Origin of the sequence: Bacteroides sp. K03, assembly GCF_019734355.1 — a bacterium.
Lineage (GTDB): Bacteria > Bacteroidota > Bacteroidia > Bacteroidales > Bacteroidaceae > Bacteroides > Bacteroides nordii.
In genome coordinates this window covers 106509-127656 of sequence record NZ_JAASHC010000009.1, presented here as the reverse complement: position 1 = coordinate 127656, position 21148 = coordinate 106509, and the positions used below count along the sequence as shown (strand labels likewise).

Below are 21148 nucleotides of genomic sequence, written 5' to 3'. Positions count from 1 at the left end.
ATAGCCCTATGTCATTTATTGCTGATAAGATTGTAATGGATGGATTAACGTATGATGACGTTTTGTTAATCCCTGCCTATTCAGAAGTTTTACCGCGCACTGTCGAGCTCTCGACAAAGTTTTCAAGAAATATTGAGTTAAAAATTCCTTTTGTTACTGCCGCCATGGATACGGTTACTGAGGCTAAAATGGCTATTGCCATAGCTCGTGAAGGAGGAATTGGTGTTATTCATAAAAATATGCCGATAAAAGATCAGGCTAAGCAGGTGGCCACTGTGAAGCGTGCTGAAAATGGTATGATTTATGATCCGGTAACTATCAAAAAAGGCTCCACCGTGCGTGATGCGCTTGCTTTGATGGCTGAATATAAGATTGGTGGTATTCCGGTAGTGGATGATAACAGATATCTGGTTGGTATTGTTACCAACCGTGACCTTCGTTTTGAACGTGATATGGATAAACATATCGATGAAGTAATGACAAAAGACAGGCTGGTAACTACTAATCAGTCTACTGATTTGGAAGCTGCTGCACAAATCCTGCAAAAATATAAGATAGAAAAGCTACCGGTAGTTGATAAGGATAACAAACTGATTGGATTGGTAACATACAAAGATATCACCAAGGCAAAAGATAAACCGATGGCTTGTAAAGATTCTAAGGGGCGTTTGCGTGTAGCTGCCGGTGTAGGAGTGACTGCCGATACGATGGAACGTATGCAGGCTTTGGTGGATGCCGGAGTGGATGCTATTGTTATTGATACAGCTCATGGACATTCTAAATTTGTAATTGAAAAATTGAAGGAGGCAAAGAGTCGTTTTCCTAATATTGATATTGTAGTAGGTAATATTGCTACCGGAGAAGCTGCTAAAGCATTGGTCGAAGCTGGTGCTGATGGTGTAAAGGTTGGTATCGGACCAGGCTCTATTTGTACAACACGCGTAGTGGCCGGTGTGGGTGTACCTCAATTATCTGCTGTCTATGATGTAGCAAAAGCTTTGAAAGGTACAGGTGTTCCTTTGATTGCAGATGGCGGGCTTCGTTACTCAGGTGATGTTGTAAAAGCACTTGCAGCCGGAGGGTATTCTGTAATGATCGGTTCTCTGGTTGCCGGTACAGAAGAAAGTCCGGGTGAAACTATTATTTTTAATGGACGTAAATTTAAGTCATATCGTGGCATGGGCTCTTTAGAAGCGATGGAAAACGGATCGAAAGACCGTTATTTCCAGAGTGGAGAAGCAGATGTGAAGAAACTTGTTCCGGAAGGTATTGCTGCACGTGTACCTTATAAAGGAACACTGTTTGAAGTGATTTATCAGTTGACTGGTGGTCTGCGTGCAGGTATGGGGTATTGTGGTGCGCAGAATATTGAAAAGTTACATGATGCTAAATTTACACGTATTACCAATGCAGGTGTGATGGAAAGTCATCCTCATGATGTAACAATTACAAGCGAGTCGCCTAACTATAGTCGTCCGGAATAATATAATTCTCGATAACGTGGGAGCTACTGAGTTTACCACGAGTTGATGCGGAGTCTCACAGAGTTATTTTTCTACTATCGTATGGTAAGAAAAAGAATAATACTCTGTGGGACTCTGTTTTACTCGGTAGGAAGTCCGGCTTTTTATTATCGTTAAATACAATTTTTCCAATCTTTCAGCGTTTAATAGAACGTATGTATATAAACGAAGCTTTGTATGAAAAGAAACTTGGTTTTATTAGTAACCTGTCTATTGGGACTTTCTGCTGTAGCACAGCAAGATCCTGTATTGATGCGGATAAACGGAAAAGATGTAACTCGTTCTGAGTTTGAGTATATCTATAATAAGAATAACTCTCTTAATGAACAAGAGTCAAAAACACTTGATGAGTATGTTGATCTTTTTGTCAACTTTAAGTTGAAAGTTGCAGCTGCTAAAGCTGCTGGCATTGATACCACCCGGACTTTTCGGGAAGAGCTGGAAGGATATCGCAGGCAATTAGCGAAATCTTATTTGACGGATGAAGAAGCCGAAGAAGCGTATGTGCGTCAATTTTATGATGAAATGAGTGCTAAATCCCGGGCTGGTTATGTACAGGTGATGCATATCTTTAAATATCTTCCTCAAACTGTATCAAAATCGTATCTGAATGAAACGGAGGTTCGGATGGATTCAATTTATAAAGTATTATCTGCTGCACCGAATACGGATGACTTTGCAACTTATGTAGAAAAGTTCTCAGATGATAAGAAACCGTTTTGGGTAGGGTTTCTTCAGACACCGGAAGAGTTTGAAGATGTTGTTTTCTCTTTGAATAAAGGAGAAATTTCTAAACCTTTTTTTACTCCTCAGGGTATGCATATAACAAAAGTTCTTGATACCAAAGAGTTGCCTCCGTTTGAAGAAATAAAGGGAGAAATAGCCCGTCGGCTTACCCGTAAATTCGGAGTTGACAAAGGAACAGAGTCAATGGTAGAAAAATTAAAGAAAGAATATAACTACCAGGTGGACGGTGAAGGTATGAAAGAACTGTTGTCTAAGGGTGAAACAGAAAAAGCGCTCTTTACATTAGATAATCACTCGTATACCGGTTTGGATTTTAAACGTTTTGCTGCGTCATTTCCGAGAGGTCTTAAAACACAAGTAGATGCTTTTGTATTAAAAACTGTATTGGATTACGAAAATGGGCGTTTGGAACAGAAGTATCCCGCTTTCCGGTTGTTGATGCAGGAATATAAAGAAGGAATGTTGCTGTTTGAGATTAGCAATCGTGAGGTTTGGGAACGCGCAGTGGCCGATGAACCCGGACAGATAGCTTATTTTGCTTCTCATAAGTCAAATTATAAATGGAAAGAACCGCGTTATAAGGGCGTTGTAGTCCATTGTGCCGATAAAAAAACAGCTAAGCAGATTAAGAAATTAATCCGGAAGCTTCCTGAAGAAGTATGGACAGATACAATAGCAAAAACTTTTAATGATTCTGTAGAAGTTGTAAAAGTAGAAGGGGGCGTGTTTGCTAAAGGTGATAATAAATATGTAGATAAACTGGTTTTTAAAACCGGAAGCTTTGATTCTCTGGAGTCTTATCCTTTTACTACTGTTTTTGGTGAAAAACGGAAAGGTCCTGATAGCTATACAGAAGTGCGAGGGCCGCTTGCAGCCGATTATCAGAACTTCCTTGATTCGCTTTGGATAAAGCGTCTACGCGAAGAAAGTAAGGTTGAAATTAACCAAGAGGTTTTAAAAACAGTTAATAACCACTGATATAACCGATTATTGCATTATCTTCGTACCTTGAATATAAGTATAATTTCAGTTGACAATGCGAATAACGGGCCTCTTGCTGGTTTCTCTTTTTTTCTGTATATCATGTGCTGAAAAGCATGATCATAGGGGAAGAACACCTCTGGTGGAGGTTAATGGAACTTTTTTATACAAAGAGGATCTTCAATCTGTACTTCCTGCCGGGTTGACTAAAGATGATAGTTTGCTTTTCGCAGAACATTACATACGCACTTGGGCTGAGGATATTTTGTTGTATGAGAAGGCTCAGAATAACATTCCTGACAATGAAGAAATAGACCGTCTGGTGGAGAATTATCGTAAAGCATTGATTATGCATACTTATCAAGAAGAATTAATCGACCAGAGACTTACCAAAGATATCCCTGAACAGGAAATTGCTGAATATTACGAGAAAAACAAAGAACTTTTTAAACTGGATCGTCCTTTGGTGAAAGGATTGTTTATAAAAGTTCCGTTGACAGCACCACAACTTACCAATGTGCGTAAGTGGTATAAATCCGAAGCACAAGAAGCCGTAGAACATTTAGAGAAGTACAGCTTTCAGAATGCGGTGAAGTATGAATACTTTTATGATAAATGGGTTTCATTGGCAGATATCCTCGATTTGATTCCTTTAAAGACAGATTCACCGGAAGAATATATCAACAAGAATCGGCATGTGGAGTTGAAAGATACCGCTTTTTATTATTTTCTTAACGTCAGTGATTATCGGGCGATAGGAGAGCAGGAACCTTATGAATTTGCAATGCCTGAAGCAAAAGATATGCTTGTTAATATAAAGCGGGTTGACTTTATGCGTCAGGTAAAAGATGACTTGTATAAGCGGGCCATAGATCGGAAAAAGATTATATATAATTATTAAATACAAAGAATGAAGAAGTTTGTAAACTTTAGATTTGTTGTTTTATTTGCCTTAGTAATGCTTGCTAATGTGGTAGCATACGGACAGGACAACGTGATTGATGAAGTGGTCTGGGTCGTAGGTGATGAGGCTATTTTGAAATCGGAAGTAGAAGAGGCACGTTTGAGCGCCCTGTATGAAGGACGTAAAATAGATGGTGATCCTTATTGTGTAATTCCGGAGGAGTTAGCAGTGCAAAAGTTGTTTTTGCATCAGGCGCGTCTTGATAGTATTGATGTTCCCGAAAGTGAAGTTATCCAGCGTGTGGATGCTATGACAAATCACTGGATACAGATGTTGGGTTCAAGAGAGAAAATGGAGGAGTATTTCTTCGAACAGCAGAATAAAACTCCGTCACAGATACGTGAAACCTTGCGTGAAAATGCGCGTGAAGGACTTACTGTGCAAAAGATGCAACAAAAACTCGTAGGTGATATCAAAGTGACTCCTTCTGAAGTGCGCCGTTACTTTAAAGATCTGCCACAAGATAGTATTCCTTATGTACCAACTCAGGTGGAGGTGCAGATAGTTACTTTGCAGCCCAAAATTCCTATTACTGAAATAGAAGATGTAAAAAGTAGGTTGCGTGAGTATACGGATCGTGTGAATAAGGGAGAAACTGAATTTTCTACTTTGGCTCGTATGTACTCGGAAGACCGTGGCTCTGCTATGCGGGGCGGTGAAACCGATTTTATGGGTAAAGGTATGATGGACCCGGCTTATGCAGCGGTTGCTTTCGGTTTGCAGGATCCTAAGAAAGTTTCCAAGATTGTAGAGTCTGAATATGGTTATCACATTATTCAGTTGATTGAAAAACGTGGTGACCGTGTGAATACTCGTCATATATTGTTGCGTCCCAAAGTTTCCGAGAAGGAGTTAATAGAGGCTTGTGCACGTTTGGACTCCATTGCTGATGATATTCGTGTCGGGAAGTTCTCTTTTGATGATGCAGCCGCCGCACTTTCTCATGATAAGGATACAAGAAACAATCATGGATTAATGGTGAATACTAATTCCAATGATGCCATGGCTACTTCTAAGTTTGAAATGCAGGAATTGCCACAGGACGTGGCTAAGGTGGTAGATAAATTGAACGTGGGTGAGATTTCGAAGGCATTTACAATGGTTAACGAGAAAGATGGAAAAGAAATTTGTGCTATTGTAAAGTTGAAAACTCGTATCAATGGTCATAAAGCAACGATTACAGAAGATTATCAGAACCTGAAAGAGATTGTTATTGCTAAACGCCGGGAGGAGATGTTACATAAGTGGATTCTGGAAAAACAGAAACATACGTATGTTCGTATCGATGAAAACTGGAAGAATTGCGATTTCAAATATCCAGGTTGGATTAAAGATTAATGAGAACTAACAACTTCTTTTTTAAATGCATCCTCACGGGGATGCTATGCTTGTTTGGTGTATACCTTCTTTGGGCACAGGGGCAGAAACCACAACAGAAGCCTCAGAAGAAAAAAACGAAAGTGGATCTTCTGCATGCTGATGAGGGGAGGGCAGACAAATTGGCCCGTCCGGATGTGCAGGTGCTTATCGGTTCAGTAAAGTTGCGTCATGATAGTATGTATATGTATTGTGACAGTGCGTTGATCTATGAAAATACGAACTCATTTGAAGCATTCAACAATGTGCGTATGGAGCAGGGGGATACATTGTTTATTTATGGTGATTACCTGTATTATGATGGAATATCCCAATTAGCCCAGCTTCGTGAAAACGTAAAGATGATTAATCGGAATACGACTTTGTTGACCGATAGTCTGAATTATGATCGTATTTATGATCTTGGATATTATTTCGAAGGTGGTACATTGATGGATGAAGAAAATGTACTTACTTCTGACTGGGGTGAGTACAGTCCTGCTACGAAGCAGTCTGTTTTCAATCATGATGTCAAGTTAGTAAATCCCCAGTTTATTCTTACCTCAGATACTTTAAAGTATAATACTTTGTCTAAAGTGGCCACTATTCTCGGTCCGTCTGAGATAGTAAATGAAAAGAATCATATTTATTCGGAACGGGGTATTTATAATACATTGACGGAACAGGCTGAGTTACTTGATCGCTCTGTGTTGACCAATGAGGGGAAACGAATGACCGGAGACAGTCTGTTTTATGACCGTAAGTTAGGTTATGGAGAAGCCTTTGACAACGTGATAATGAATGACAGCATTAATAGAAATATGCTGACTGGTGATTATTGTTTCTATAATGAACTAACTGACAGTGCTTTTGCTACAAAACGTGCAGTCGGTATTGACTATTCACAAGGAGATAGTCTTTTCATGCATGCTGATACTTTGATGATGGTTACATCTTATCTGAATACTGATTCTATGTTTCGTGAGATGCGGGCTTATCATAAAGTTCGTATGTATAGAACTGATGTTCAGGGCGTTTGTGATTCATTGGTTTATAATTCAAAAGACTCTTGTGTGACAATGTACCGTGACCCTATTCTTTGGAATGAAGGACAGCAGTTACTGGGAGAAGAAATTAAAATCTACCTGAATGACAGTACGATTGACTGGGCACATATTATCAACCAGGCATTGACGGTAGAGATGAAAGATTCGTTGCACTATAACCAGGTGTCCGGAAAAGAAATTAAAGCGTATTTTGATGAAGGGGAAATGCGGAAAGTCGATGTTATAGCCAATGTGCTTGTGATTTTCTATCCGCAAGAGGAGGATAGTACTATGATTGGTATGAATACTTCGCAAACCAGTTTGTTAACAATGCATTTGAAAGACCGCAAAATGAAAAGGATGGTCATGAGTCCGAAATCGGATGGAGTGCTTTATCCGATGGATCAGATTCCTTCGGACAAAATGAGGTTGCCTACATTTGTGTGGTTCGATTATATACGTCCTCAAAATAAAGAGGATATATTTGAATGGAGAGGTAAAAAAGAGGGTGAAACATTGCGTAAATCTACCCGAAAACCATTAAATTCGCCCAAGCGTGAATTAATTAATATGAAATAGCTCTATGGGAATGTTTAATAGTGGTATGAGAAAGCCGCGTCGCTTTAATCATCAGTACATTTACGTGAACGAGCGGAAAGAGAAGCTTGATAAAATGGAAGAGCAGGCCAAGCGCGAATTGGGTATGCTATCTGAAAAAGAGTTCTCTCCGGAAGATATTCGTGGGAAGTTCGTAGAGGGAACTACTCATCTGAAACGCCGTAAGGAAAGTGGACGAAAACCTGTGCATCTGGGAGTGATCCTTTTGATTATTGCCCTGTTGCTTTTCCTTTGGCATTATTTGCAAACCGGTAGTTGGGCGCTATGATTTATGAGGGAGGTATGTCCTAACTCCTGCTTACTCCTAACTACTAAATTCTAACTACTAAATATTATGAGTGATATCATTCATTTGTTGCCAGATTCAGTTGCTAACCAGATTGCAGCTGGTGAGGTGATACAACGTCCGGCATCTGTCATTAAAGAGTTGGTAGAAAATGCGATTGATGCTGAAGCTTGCAATATACATGTATTAGTGACTGATGCGGGTAAGACCTGTATACAGGTTATTGATGATGGAAAGGGAATGTCTGAAACAGATGCCCGCTTGTCTTTCGAGCGTCATGCAACTTCTAAAATCCGTGAAGCATCCGATCTTTTTGCTTTGCGTACAATGGGATTTCGTGGTGAAGCGCTGGCATCTATCGCGGCTGTAGCACAAGTAGAACTTAAAACTCGCCTTGAGGCTGAAGAACTCGGAACGAAATTGGTTATTGCAGGTTCTAAAGTCGAAAGTCAGGAAGCAGTATCCTGTCCCAAAGGGAGTAATTTTTCTATTAAGAATCTTTTCTTCAATATCCCGGCACGTCGAAAATTTCTGAAAGCCAATTCTACAGAGCTTAGTAATATACTTACTGAATTTGAACGCATTGCTCTTGTACATCCCGAAGTGGCTTTTTCGCTTTATAGTAATGATTCGGAATTATTCAATCTTCCGGTGAGTTCTTTGCGGCAACGTATTCTCGCTGTTTTTGGTAAAAAGCTTAATCAGCAATTACTGAGTGTGGATGTGAATACAACGATGATAAAAATTTCGGGTTATGTAGCCAAACCTGAAACCGCTCGTAAGAAAGGCGCCCATCAGTATTTCTTTGTAAACGGGCGTTACATGCGGCATCCCTATTTCCATAAGGCTGTGATGGATGCCTATGAACAGTTGATCCCGGTAGGTGAACAGATTTCTTATTTTCTTTATTTTGAGGTAGACCCTGCTAATATTGATGTGAATATTCACCCTACAAAGACCGAAATCAAGTTTGAGAATGAACAGGCTATCTGGCAGATTATCTCAGCAGCTGTTAAGGAGTCATTAGGCAAGTTTAATGCTGTTCCTTCGATTGATTTTGATACGGAAGATATGCCTGATATTCCGGCTTTTGAACAAAATCTTCCACCGGAGCCGCCACGTGTACAATATAATTCGGACTTTAATCCTTTCAAAACTTCTTCTTTCGGATCTGGAGGAAGCGCTGCGGGGTATTCCCGTCAAAAAGTGGATTGGGAAGATCTTTATGGCGGATTGGAAAAGGCCAGTAAAATGAATCGGCCTGTTATCGATGAACCAGAGGCAGAACCGGATTATTTCTTTCCTACTGATGCAGAGGTTCAGTCGGTGACTCCTCCGACTTTATATGCTAATGAACCTATTATGGAAAAGGGAAATTTGCATTTACAGTTTAAGGGGCGTTTTATTCTTACTTCTGTAAAATCCGGTCTAATGCTTATTGACCAGCATCGTGCTCACATCCGGGTATTATTTGATCGTTATATGATGCAGATTAAGCAAAAGCAAGGAATGTCCCAGGGAGTTCTTTTTCCGGAAATATTGCAATTACCCGTTTCTGAGGCAGCTGTGTTGCAAAGTATTATGGACGATCTTGCTGCTGTGGGTTTTGAACTTAGTGATCTGGGTGGAGGAAGTTATGCTATTAATGGAATTCCTGCTGGTATCGAAGGGTTGAATCCGGTAGAACTGGTGCGTAGTATGTTACACACAGCAATGGAAAAAGGTAGCGATGTGAAAGAAGAAGTACAAAGTATTCTGGCACTGACTTTGTCTCGGGCTGCTGCTATTGTTTACGGTCAAGTTTTGTCAAACGAAGAGATGGTGAATCTTGTAGATAATCTGTTTGCCTGTGTGGCCCCTAACTATACTCCCGATGGCAAAGTGGTACTTTCCACAATAAAGGAAGAAGAGATAGAGAAACTCTTCAGATAGTGCTTCCCGCACGGGGAGGTACGCCAAGCGATGGTTAATTGATAAAAAAATGAGCTTAATAGATTTGTTTTCTATATGGCACACGGATGAGCCAGATCAGGCAGATGATAACAGGTCTTTCATTTATTGGTAATCAGGGAAAAGAAAATTTAATCCGTCGTCATCTGCCTGATCTGGCTTATCCGTGTGCCATAGAAATAGAACGCTGTTTCACCTAAAAAGCTGATTAATAATCTGTCAATATGCCAATTCATCAATTAGATTAAAGCTAATCATAAAGTAGTATGCCGACTGCTCCATCAGGCTCTTCACTCTCCTTTTCTCACAAGAAAAAACATAAAATCATCTATTTTCAGAACCTTTTATTTCCCTTGGTGTTATTTAAACAGTTTCAATAGGAAAAATAATAACCACTTTAACTATTTAGGTATATGAAAAAGATTCTAATGTTGCTGGCGTTTGCCGGCGTTACTGCTGTAGCTTCTGCTCAGCAGGTTACTGTAACCGAGTTTGAAGAAATTCAGGTTCAAGACAAATATCAAGTGTTAACCAACCCGTTCTGGAGTAACTGGTTCTTTTCTGTTGGCGGAGGTGCTCAGGTGCTTTATGGAAATGGTGATAAAGCCGGAGCGTTCAAAGACCGTATCAGTCCTGTATTAAATGTTGCAATTGGTAAATGGTTCACTCCCGGATTGGGATTGCGTTTGCAATATAGCGGACTTGAAGCTAAAGGTTTTACATACGATAAAACTGCCCCTTATGTAACCGGTAATGAACTGGGTGATGGATATTACAAACAGAAATTTGACTACATGAATCTGCATGGTGATATTATGTTCAATCTGAATGCCCTTTTTGGTGGTTACAATTCACATCGTGTATATGAGTTGATTCCTTATTTGGGAGCTGGTTTCACTCATGCTTACACAAGACCTCACGTAAATGCATTAACAATAAATGCAGGTTTGATAAACCGTTTCCGTATTTCGAGTGCAGTTGATATCAATCTTGAGTTAAGTGCTACGGGAGTAGAAGGCAAATTTGATGGTGAACATGGTGGCAAGCACGACTACGATGGTATTTTCGGAGCTTCTATAGGTTTGACTTATCGTTTCCCGAACCGTGGATTCCAACGTCCGTTCCCGCAGATTATCTCTGAATTGGAATTGAGAAATATGCGCGAACAGATGAATGCAATGGCTGCTGCCAACCTTACATTGCAACAGCAGTTACAGGAAGCAGAGAGCCAGCCAACAACAGAGGTTGTAGAACAAGAAGTGATCGTAGATGCTAATATCGCTCCTCGTACCGTATTCTTTAATATTGGTTCTGCCGAGATATCTCCTCGTGAAGCAATGAACTTGTCTTATCTGGCTGAGCAGATGAAGAAATTCCCGGATACTAAATATGTTGTAAACGGATATGCAGACTCCGCAACAGGTACTCCAAGCTTTAATAAAGAATTGAGTATGAAACGTGCACAAGCCGTTGTGAATGTATTGGTTAAACAATATGGTATTTCAGCAAACCGTCTGAGCGTTGATGGTAATGGTGGTGTAGATAAATTCGGACAACCTATCCTGAACCGTGTTGTATTGGTGAAATCTAACAATTAAGAGATAGGATTATATAAAAAAGAAAGCCCCGCTATCGGTTTACCGGTAGCGGGGTATTTTCATAAACGATTCTCAACGTTGCTTACTTTTCAGGAGTGCTGAACTTTTTTACTTGTTCTGCTATCAGATCTGCGTCGTCAAAGTAATTGATCTTCATAGATCTGCGAACATCTGCCAGTGTATCGGCCGCAGCGGCTCTTGCCACTTCGCATCCTTGTTTCAACATCTCATAGATGGCAGGAATATCTTTCTCGAACTCTTTCCGGCGGTTACGGATCGGCTCCAATGTCTCCTGCATGATGGCATTTAAGAAACGTTTTACTTTCACATCTCCCAGTCCACCACGCTGATAGTGGGCTTTCAACTCATTCAAGTTCGGATAATCCGGCAGATAACGCTCGAAATGTTCCGGACGGCAGAATGCATCAAGATATGTGAATACAGTGTTGCCTTCTATCTTACCCGGATCCTGTACACGCAGATGATCGGGATCGGTGAACATGCTCATTACCTTTTTCTGTATTTCGTCAGCATCTTCGGAGAGATAAATACAATTACCCAATGATTTACTCATTTTAGCCTTACCATCGGTACCCGGCAGACGTAGACAAGCAGCATTATCCGGCAACAGGATTTCCGGCTCTACCAAAGTTTCACCATAGATGTAATTAAAGCGGCGTACAATTTCTCTTGCCTGTTCAATCATAGGTTCCTGATCTTCACCTACCGGAACCGTTGTTGCACGGAATGCAGTGATATCAGCAGCCTGACTGATGGGATAAGTAAAGAAACCTACTGGGATACTCGTCTCAAAGTTACGCATTTGGATTTCTGTCTTTACCGTCGGATTGCGTTGCAAACGTGATACAGTCACCAGATCCATGAAATAGAAAGACAATTCACAAAGTTCCGGAATCTGTGACTGAATGAAAATAGTAGCTTTGGCCGGATCGAGTCCGCAAGCCAGATAGTCGAGAGCTACTTCAATAACATTCTGACGTACTTTCTCGGGATTATCAATATTATCCGTCAAAGCCTGTGCATCAGCAATGAAGACAAACATCTTACTGAAGTCGCCGGAGTTTTGGAGGTCTACTCTTCTTTTCAAAGAGCCCACGTAGTGTCCGATGTGAAGTCTACCTGTCGGGCGGTCGCCCGTTAATATGATCTTTTCTTTTCCCATTTTCTTTATACTTTTATATATTAGGTGCAGCTTATTTTCGCTTTGGCAAAGATACGAATAAAAAAGGATAAAATAAAAAGGCGGCTATCGCATCGTTTAAAAAGTCCAACCCAATCGGAGAACCGGTTCTATATAAGTCTTAACCTTTGTTGTAATAGCCTTATCGGTCGTTTCTTCGAGGTAATTGGTTTTATCTGCCACTGCTCTGTAAGTCATTTTGCTCGATTTACGGTTCTCCAGTTTCAGCCCAAGCTCTGTACCTACATAGAGTCCTTTGTATACGTAAAAATCCAGACCGGTGAAAATTGCTGCATTGATTCCCCAGTAAGCCCTGTCATTCACGGCTGGCAACATATTTTCAATATCCAGCTCGTCTGCATTTGAGTCAGGGGTAATGGCTCCATTGGTGATTTCGCCCTTGAATGTGGTTGAGAGTTCATTAGAAACAGTTTCTAACTTAGTGGAGGCAAAATGACGGGTGAATCCAAAAGAACCTCCAACATAGATGTTCACTCTTTTGCTGATATCGAAATGACGTTCGTAACCTGCATCCAGACGGAAGTCTCCCACATTATATTTAAATTCGGTCGAAGTGTAATCTGCCTGTGTTTCACCTTCTTCTTTATTTGTAAAGTTAGAATGGTCCAGATTGAATCCCAGTTTCAGGCGAATAGCGTCTTTGTCTGTTACGAAGTAGCGGAACTTTAGTCCGTCCAGTTTGAACGTTTCTCCGTTCTGATCAAACGGATTAAATTGAACTTCAGTACCAAATGATCCTTTACCTGGTTTGTTTTGAGCAGATAGGTTTGCTGCAATGCATAATGCGGCAAACAGAATAAGTGTAAGTCTTTTCATGTTTTGAATTTATTGATGTTTACGAGGTGCAAATATAGGAAACAAAATGATGTCGAATACTACTTTGTAGGAAATATTCTTTCCCGAATCTTTTGTATTTATAGAAATAAGTCGTTACTTTGCACAAATTTTAAAAATAGCAATGAATCAACAGGAAATAAGAAGTAAGCAATATCTTCGTTCGGATGTTTTCCATCCGGAATCTGTATACTTCTTCTATTTTCTCCAAAAACGATATTTTAGTTCTTTGGTAATGCGTTAGTCCTTTTGTTAGGGTAACGCATTTTTTTTATGTGGTAACTTTAAGAAACAACAACATTATAACAACAAGAGAAATGGAAAAGGAAATGAAGAAAGTCCTGGTTCTGGGTTCAGGAGCACTCAAAATCGGACAAGCCGGAGAGTTTGACTACTCTGGTTCGCAGGCACTGAAGGCCTTGAAAGAAGAAGGTATCAGTTCGGTATTGGTTAATCCGAACATTGCAACCATTCAGACTTCTGAAGGAATTGCTGATAAAGTGTATTTCCTTCCCGTGACAACCTACTTTGTAGAAGAGATAATAAAGAAGGAACGTCCTGATGGAATTCTCCTTGCATTTGGTGGTCAAACGGCGCTGAATTGTGGTGCTGAACTTTACACAAATGGTATTCTCGACAAATATGGCGTGAAAGTATTAGGTACTTCTGTTGAAGCTATCATGTATACAGAAGACCGCGACTTGTTCGTGAAGAAGCTCAATGAAATTGAAATGAAGACTCCTATCAGCCAGGCGGTGGAGAATATGGAAGATGCCATTGCTGCTGCACGTCGCATCGGATATCCGGTAATGGTTCGTTCGGCTTATGCGCTGGGAGGTCTTGGAAGCGGTATTTGTGCCGACGAAGAAGAATTCCTGAAACTGGCTGAAAGCTCATTTGCATTCTCCAAACAAATTCTTGTAGAAGAGTCTCTGAAGGGATGGAAAGAAATTGAGTTTGAGGTAATTCGTGATGCCAACGATCACTGTTTCACAGTGGCAAGTATGGAAAATTTCGACCCGCTGGGTATCCATACAGGTGAGTCTATCGTGGTAGCTCCTACCTGCTCGCTGGATGATAAGGAACTTACATTACTGAAAGAACTTTCTACAAAATGTATTCGTCATTTGGGCATTGTAGGTGAATGTAACATTCAATATGCTTTCAATTCCGAAACGGATGACTATCGTGTCATCGAAGTAAATGCCCGTCTGAGCCGTTCTTCTGCCTTGGCTTCCAAAGCTACCGGTTATCCGTTGGCATTTGTTGCTGCCAAAGTTGCTTTAGGCTATACACTCGATCAGATTGGTGAGATGGGAACTCCGAATTCTGCTTATCTGGCTCCGCAACTTGATTACTATATTTGTAAGATTCCCCGTTGGGACCTTACTAAATTTGCCGGTGTATCCCGTGAGATCGGTTCAAGTATGAAGTCGGTAGGTGAAATTATGTCTATCGGTCGTTCTTTCGAGGAGATCATCCAGAAAGGACTACGTATGATCGGGCAAGGCATGCACGGATTTGTAGGCAACGATGACGTGACTTTTGATGACCTTGACAAAGAACTGGCTAATCCTACCGACCTGCGCGTATTTGCTATTGCACAGGCTTTGGAACAAGGATATACGATTGACCGTATCCACGATCTGACTAAGATTGATCCGTGGTTCCTTGGTAAATTGAAAAATATTGTTGACTATAAAGTGAAACTTTCTACTTATAGTAAAGTAGAGGATATCCCTGCCGATGTGATGCGTGAAGCGAAGATTCTTGGTTTCTCTGACTTCCAGATAGCTCGTTTCGTATTGAATCCGACCGGCAATATGGAAAAAGAAAATCTGGCAGTTCGTGCACATCGTAAATCGTTGGGTGTTCTTCCGGCTGTAAAACGTATCAACACAATTGCTTCTGAACATCCGGAACTGACCAATTATCTCTACATGACGTATGCTGTAGAAGGGTATGATGTAAACTATTATAAGAATGAGAAAGCAGTAGTCGTTCTCGGTTCGGGTGCATATCGTATCGGTAGCTCGGTAGAGTTTGACTGGTGTTCGGTAAATGCTGTACAGACAGCTCGTAAGTTAGGTTACAAATCTATCATGATTAACTATAACCCCGAAACGGTATCTACTGACTATGATATGTGCGACCGTCTGTACTTTGACGAGCTTTCCTTTGAGCGTGTACTCGATGTTATCGATCTCGAACAGCCTCGTGGTGTCATTGTTTCCGTGGGCGGACAGATTCCGAACAACTTAGCAATGAAACTTTATCGTCAGTCGGTTCCTGTACTGGGTACTTCTCCGGTTTCTATCGATCGTGCCGAGAACCGTAATAAATTCTCTGCTATGCTCGATCAGCTGGGCATTGACCAACCGGCATGGATGGAGCTCACCAGTCTTGAAGAAGTGAAAGGCTTCGTTGAAAAGGTAGGTTATCCGGTGTTGGTTCGTCCGTCTTACGTACTTTCGGGTGCAGCAATGAATGTTTGCTATGACGATGAAGAGTTGGAGAACTTCCTGAAGATGGCTGCTGAGGTTTCAAAAGAATATCCGGTAGTTGTTTCTCAGTTCCTCGAAAACACGAAAGAGATAGAATTTGATGCAGTAGCTCAGAATGGTGAAGTGGTGGAATATGCCATCTCTGAACATGTTGAGTTTGCCGGTGTTCACTCCGGTGATGCTACATTGGTATTCCCTGCACAAAAGATCTACTTTGCAACAGCTCGCCGCATTAAGAAAATCAGCCGCCAGATTGCAAAAGAACTTAATATTTCCGGTCCGTTCAACATCCAGTTCCTGGCTCGCAACAACGAGGTGAAAGTAATTGAATGTAACCTGCGTGCCTCACGTAGTTTCCCATTCGTGTCTAAAGTACTGAAACGTAACTTTATCGAAACAGCTACCCGTATCATGCTTGACGCTCCGTACAGCCGTCCGGACAAGTCTGCCTTTGATATCGACTGGATTGGTGTGAAGGCTTCTCAGTTCTCATTCTCCCGTCTGCATAAGGCCGACCCTGTTTTGGGTGTAGATATGTCTTCTACCGGTGAGGTGGGTTGTATCGGTGATGACTTCTCCGAAGCCTTGCTGAATGCAATGATTTCTACCGGATTTAAGATACCTTCAAAAGAGAAAGGTGTTATGTTCTCTTCCGGTGCCATGAAATCAAAAGTTGATTTGCTGGATGCCAGCCGTGCTCTGTTTGCGCAGGGATATAAGATTTATGCTACTGCCGGAACAGCTGCTTTCCTCAATGCACACGGTGTAGATACCACTCCGGTGTACTGGCCCGATGAAAAGCCGGGAGCAGAAAACAACGTGATGAAGATGATTGCTGACCATAAGTTTGACTTGATTGTCAATATCCCGAAGAATCATAGCAAACGTGAGTTGACGAATGGATATCGTATCCGTCGCGGTGCTATTGATCACAACATTCCGTTGATCACCAATGCCCGTTTGGCAAGTGCATTTATTGAAGCATTCTGCGAGTTGAAACTGGAAGATATCCAGATAAAGAGCTGGCAGGAATATAAATAAGCTTCTCTTACTATAAAGAGTTCAGGGTGGTAATGCGTGGCATTATCACCCTGTTTTTTTTCTTATGCGGAGGTGTGTTGGGCGATCGAAGGGAAGGTGACTTACTAAAGTCGTAGTCGAACTCACAGAGAGTCGTAATGGAACGTTGTTTTACATGTACATGTATTACTGCTTTACATGTACATCTAACGCTGCTTTACATGTACATGTTTAACAGCTTTACATGTACATGTAAAACAACGCTCCTCACCGGGAAAGATAGAGTTCCTTTACTTGGTAGAGATCGTTCGTCGGTGAAGGATAAATAACAGTATTAGACCAGTACACCTTCCTTACTCAAAAGGAGGGGGGAGGTGTACCGATATAACGCAGCCAATTGGCATATTGACACATTATTTATGTTCCGATACCTCTTTGAAATTTTTCTTCTGTTGTTCTCTATATTGCCGTGGAGGCATATTATACTTCTGTGAAAATATCTTATAGAAAGTTCCGCGATTTATAAATCCCGATTTGTCCATGATTTCTTCTATTGACAAATTAGTAGTAAGCAATAGATTTTTCGCTATGGCTAATCGATATTCTTTGATGATATCGGCAGGAGTCTTTTCTGTAATCTCCTTCAGCTTTCGGTAAAAATGCCGGGTACTATACCCTAAGGAACTGCTTAAAAATTCAACAGACAATTCATCGTTGGTAATATTCTTATCAATCAATTGCATCATTTTCTCAAAAAACACCTTATTCTCTTTGTGTAAGAATTGCCCGTCGTCCAGCTTGAAAGTACTGAGTATTGAATTATAATACTCCTTCAATTCTTTTTCCCGCAGGATAAGCCGTTCTGCCAGTTTCATCAGATACTCCGCATTGAAAGGTTTGGTGACGTAGGCTTCTGCTCCGGACTCAATGCCCTTCATCTGATCGTTCACACTATTGAGCGCCGATAATAAGATTAATGGGATATGTGTAAGCAGCTTGTTCGATTTCACTCTTTTTGCGAATGATATTCCGTCTATATCCGGCATCATTACATCTGAGATAATCAGATCGGCAGATTTGAGTTCCAGTTGTTCTATCGCTTTTGCTGCATTATCGAATGAAAGCACATTGTATTTGCCTGCAAACAAATCGGAAATAAACCATAACATAGAAGGATCGTCATCGATAATGACTACCGTTTGCCTGGAAGGATCATAAGTTGCCGGTATATTTTCTAATTCAACCGGTTTGTTATCTGCCTGTACAGGTGGTTCTGTGAGTATACTTTCTTCGGGAACAGAAGCTGTTGTAACAGCCAATGCCGGCAGAGTAACTTCAAAAGTGGTGATCTGACCGGGTACACTTGTTACCTGAATCTGACCGTCCAGAAGGTTTACCATGCTATGGCAAATGGCGAGTCCCAATCCGTTTCGGGGAGAAATACCATTCTTGTTTTGCACTTCAAAATTGTCCAGTATCTTGTAGCGGTCGAATATCTTGGTTAGATTCTCCTTAGCAATTCCCTTCCCCGTATTTGAGATACGAATGCAAAGCTGTCCTTCTGCTATACGTTGTTCTACGATTATGCTTCCATTCTCCGGCGTATATTTGAAGGCATTGGACAATAGATTATTTACTATCTTATTGAAGCAACTGGCATCCGAATTCCAGTAAACATCTTCTTCTATTTTCAATTGATAGTTTATCTTTTGACTCTCGGCCAGTTCACAGAAAGATTCGGCTATGTCCTTCGTCTGTTCGGATATAGGGAGCTGTTTTATTTCAAGTGTTTTATTTCCGGTTTCCAAACGACGGAATTCTATTAACTCCAGAATCAATGCATTCAGCTTCTGAGCGTTCTGTAGAATCATCGTGGCATATTTGTGAACATAATTATCTGCTTCCGTATGTGATAATATCTTCTGGCAGGGACCATAGATCAAGGTTAACGGAGTGCAGAACTCATGAGTGACATTGGTAAAAAAACGAAGTTTAGACTCATACAATTCATTGCGTTGTTGGCGGTTCATTTGCTCGATCATGCGATCCCTTTTGTGCCGATACCGCTTAATTAACATGTAAATACACCCGGATACGAATCCGAGAAATAGCATAAAGTAAATAGAGTAAGCAATAGTAGTTCTGTACCAGGGAGGGATGATACGGATAATCAGGGATTGGGGAGTGCTTTCCTCTCCCGTGATATTGCTCCGGTATTTTACCAATAGTGTATACTGTCCGGGGGAGAGGTTAGAAAATACAGCTGTAGTAGAAAGCCCGTTCTCTATCCAATTTTCACTCAAACCGTCAATCTTGTAATAGTAAGTGTAATTATTTCCATTGACATAGTCGATAGCTATGAATGACAGGCTAAAGAAGTTCTGGCTATAGTCCAGTTCCAGTACCTTTTGCTTTTTGTCTTCCCTGAAGAAATCATATATATCATATTCCTTGCCAAAGATAGACAAACGATTGAATTGCAGGGCGGGCATATATTCTATGGCCGTGGAGTTGTTCTCATTAATCGTTATAAAACCGTTCGTACCACCAAAGAAAAGAGTATTCGTGCGTTTGTCTTTAAAGTAAGCTCCGTCACTGAACTCTGTCACTTTCAGATCATTTCGCTGATGATAAGTCTGCACAGCATTGGTTTGGATATTAAATCTTACCAGACCTTGATTGGTACTGATCCACAGATTTTGTTTCTGGTCTTCAAGAATGCCATGAATCGTATTATTGAGAAAACCGTTGGTCTCGTTATATATGTAATAATCGTCATTATAAATACGCGTCAGCCCGAAGCTTGTACCGAACCAATATCCCGCATCATTTTTCAGAATAGCAAAGATGTCGTTTACTGTCTGGCTTTTTATCGCCTGATCAAACAGATAGGTTTTCATTTGCCCCGTATGCGTATTGATCCGATAGGCTCCGTATCCGCGGTTGCCAAACCACATGACGGAATCACTTTCCTGGAAAGAAACAAAAAAGTAGTTGGATGCACGTTTGCCTTTGTCCAGGATAATCCTTTCCGCACTTTTTACAGTGGGAGAACTACCGGAACCATTTAAAGACACTTTCACAATACCTTCTCCTACTGTGGCAATCCAGAGGGTACTATCGTTTTGTTCGCAGATAGAATGGACATACTTTACTGTTTTTCCTTCTGCCAGAACGGGGAACTGTTTTATTTTCCGGTCCGGATACGAATAGTAGTTTATACCGTTCTCGGTTCCTATCCAGAGTCTTTTCCAATGACTCGGAGCAAAACAATAGACAGAGTTGTCTGTAAGTGTACTGTTATTGGTCAGCAGTTGTTCTGTTTTGAGGCTTATATCCGTCTCTGCCTCCGGATGATAGTTGAACATGCGTAATATCCCATTTCCTTTCGTTCCGATCCATAGCGTTTGTTCATCATCAAGATAGAGTGCGCGAACCGGATTGTTTATCTGATAGGCCGGTGTATTTAGGAGGGTGTTTTTTATAGAAAATGTATCAGCAAAATACATGTACACTCCTTGTCCGTCTGTACCTATCCAAATGATGTCCTGGTATTTATCTTTCAGCAGACAAAATATTCCGGTGCGGATATCGGTAGGTTGTATGATATACTTTATTTTCTGGTCGGGCTGATACTTCAGTTGGATCAGGCCGCTGCTCTTAAATCCGATATAGTAATCATTTTGTTTCTTTATAATGGAGGATACTTCCCCGCGTTGATGTATCTCAGATTCGAGATCAACGATATAATATTTCTTTTGGCTATTCAAGTCATATTCATAGAAAGCGTAAGTACTGTCTATGAAATAGAGCAGGTCATTTTCAGTTGAAGCCCAAAGCAATTTCTCCGGGTGATTAAAATGATTGCGTGGTGAGAGTTTTATTTCGTTCCTCTCTTTTTCTATTGCATAACTTTGGTTGCTACCGTCTGAAGAGAAAATCCAAAGAATGTCTGAACTGTCTACAACTATTTGCAGGACATTCTCAAAAACAACCGTTCCTGCATCTAATCTTCTGAACTCTTTGTCGTGTCGGTTGAAATAATAGATGTTACCGTCATCTTTGATGATATATACGTCTCCTGCTGCACTCTTTGCCATTTTGTTGATGTCTTTGAACTCCTTGAAGCTCTGAATCGTCTGCTGGTGAGAGTCGAAGCGGTCAAGACCATAATTAGTCTGTATCCATAATACATCTTCTTCGGTCTCCATTATATTGCCTATGATATTACCGGAGAAACCAATACGGGAATTTGCAGGTTTGTACAGTCGTGGGGTAGTTCCATCGAAAATATTTAGTCCGTCACAGGTTCCTATCCACATTAAGCCATTATTATCTTGGCAAAGAGATAGAATCGCACTGTTCGATAAACCGTTCTGGCTGGAATATTGCCGTAGGTTATATGCGTTGATTTCACTTGTCATATTAAATAGAAATAGCAGAAGTGAAAAGGTATAGTATAGATAGGAGGTTCTCATAAAATATAGTTGTGTGTCACG

13 protein-coding genes are annotated in these 21148 nt (G+C 40.8%); 10 read left to right on the top strand and 3 right to left on the bottom strand.

Translation table 11 applies throughout. The features are described from left to right. The first annotated feature begins 8 nt into the window (after window positions 1-8). The 9 genes from guaB (at window position 9) to HCG69_RS09010 (ending at window position 11069) form a co-directional block, all read left to right on the top strand. Complete coding sequence (gene guaB / locus HCG69_RS09045; protein ID WP_221649780.1) at window positions 9-1484, top strand: IMP dehydrogenase; 1476 nt, start codon at window positions 9-11, stop codon at window positions 1482-1484. A gap of 216 nt (window positions 1485-1700) precedes the next feature. Next, the gene (locus HCG69_RS09040) at window positions 1701-3248 is read left to right on the top strand and encodes a peptidylprolyl isomerase (protein WP_221649779.1); all 1548 of its coding nucleotides are present in this window, start codon (window positions 1701-1703) and stop codon (window positions 3246-3248) included. Between the two features lie 58 nt (window positions 3249-3306). Beyond that, window positions 3307-4152, top strand: coding sequence for a peptidylprolyl isomerase (locus HCG69_RS09035; protein ID WP_221649778.1), 846 nt, complete (start codon window positions 3307-3309; stop codon window positions 4150-4152). 9 nt (window positions 4153-4161) lie between these two features. Then, window positions 4162-5553 (top strand): peptidylprolyl isomerase, encoded by a 1392-nt coding sequence (locus tag HCG69_RS09030; protein ID WP_002562350.1) that lies wholly within the window; start codon window positions 4162-4164, stop codon window positions 5551-5553. Window positions 5554-5594: 41 nt separating this feature from the next. Next, complete coding sequence (locus HCG69_RS09025) at window positions 5595-7196, top strand: OstA-like protein (protein WP_370634143.1); 1602 nt, start codon at window positions 5595-5597, stop codon at window positions 7194-7196. 4 nt (window positions 7197-7200) lie between these two features. After that, window positions 7201-7503 (top strand): hypothetical protein, encoded by a 303-nt coding sequence (locus HCG69_RS09020; protein WP_221649776.1) that lies wholly within the window; start codon window positions 7201-7203, stop codon window positions 7501-7503. Between the two features lie 66 nt (window positions 7504-7569). Continuing rightward, entirely contained in the window at window positions 7570-9453 is a 1884-nt protein-coding gene (gene mutL, locus HCG69_RS09015) for a DNA mismatch repair endonuclease MutL (protein ID WP_221649775.1), read from the top strand. An 86-nt stretch (window positions 9454-9539) separates the two neighbouring features. Next, window positions 9540-9671 carry a hypothetical protein gene (locus tag HCG69_RS20690; RefSeq protein ID WP_255585636.1) on the top strand — a complete coding sequence of 44 codons (132 nt, stop codon included), beginning with the start codon at window positions 9540-9542 and terminating at the stop codon, window positions 9669-9671. A gap of 213 nt (window positions 9672-9884) precedes the next feature. Then, complete coding sequence (locus HCG69_RS09010) at window positions 9885-11069, top strand: OmpA family protein (protein WP_025867898.1); 1185 nt, start codon at window positions 9885-9887, stop codon at window positions 11067-11069. 82 nt (window positions 11070-11151) lie between these two features. On the opposite strand, the gene trpS is transcribed toward HCG69_RS09010, so the two are convergent. Beyond that, entirely contained in the window at window positions 11152-12252 is a 1101-nt protein-coding gene (gene trpS / locus HCG69_RS09005) for a tryptophan--tRNA ligase (RefSeq protein WP_221649774.1), read from the bottom strand. A gap of 96 nt (window positions 12253-12348) precedes the next feature. Continuing rightward, the gene (locus tag HCG69_RS09000; protein ID WP_122201951.1) at window positions 12349-13107 is read right to left on the bottom strand and encodes an outer membrane beta-barrel protein; all 759 of its coding nucleotides are present in this window, start codon (window positions 13105-13107) and stop codon (window positions 12349-12351) included. A 335-nt stretch (window positions 13108-13442) separates the two neighbouring features. Here HCG69_RS09000 and carB point away from each other — a divergent pair, with 335 nt between their 5' ends. Then, on the top strand, window positions 13443-16670 hold the full coding sequence (carB, locus tag HCG69_RS08995) for a carbamoyl-phosphate synthase (glutamine-hydrolyzing) large subunit (protein WP_221649773.1): 3228 nt from the start codon (window positions 13443-13445) through the stop codon (window positions 16668-16670). Between the two features lie 392 nt (window positions 16671-17062). Here the strand turns inward: carB and HCG69_RS08990 are convergent, their stop codons facing one another. After that, entirely contained in the window at window positions 17063-21127 is a 4065-nt protein-coding gene (locus HCG69_RS08990; RefSeq protein ID WP_221649772.1) for a two-component regulator propeller domain-containing protein, read from the bottom strand. Between the last annotated feature and the right edge of the window lie 21 nt (window positions 21128-21148).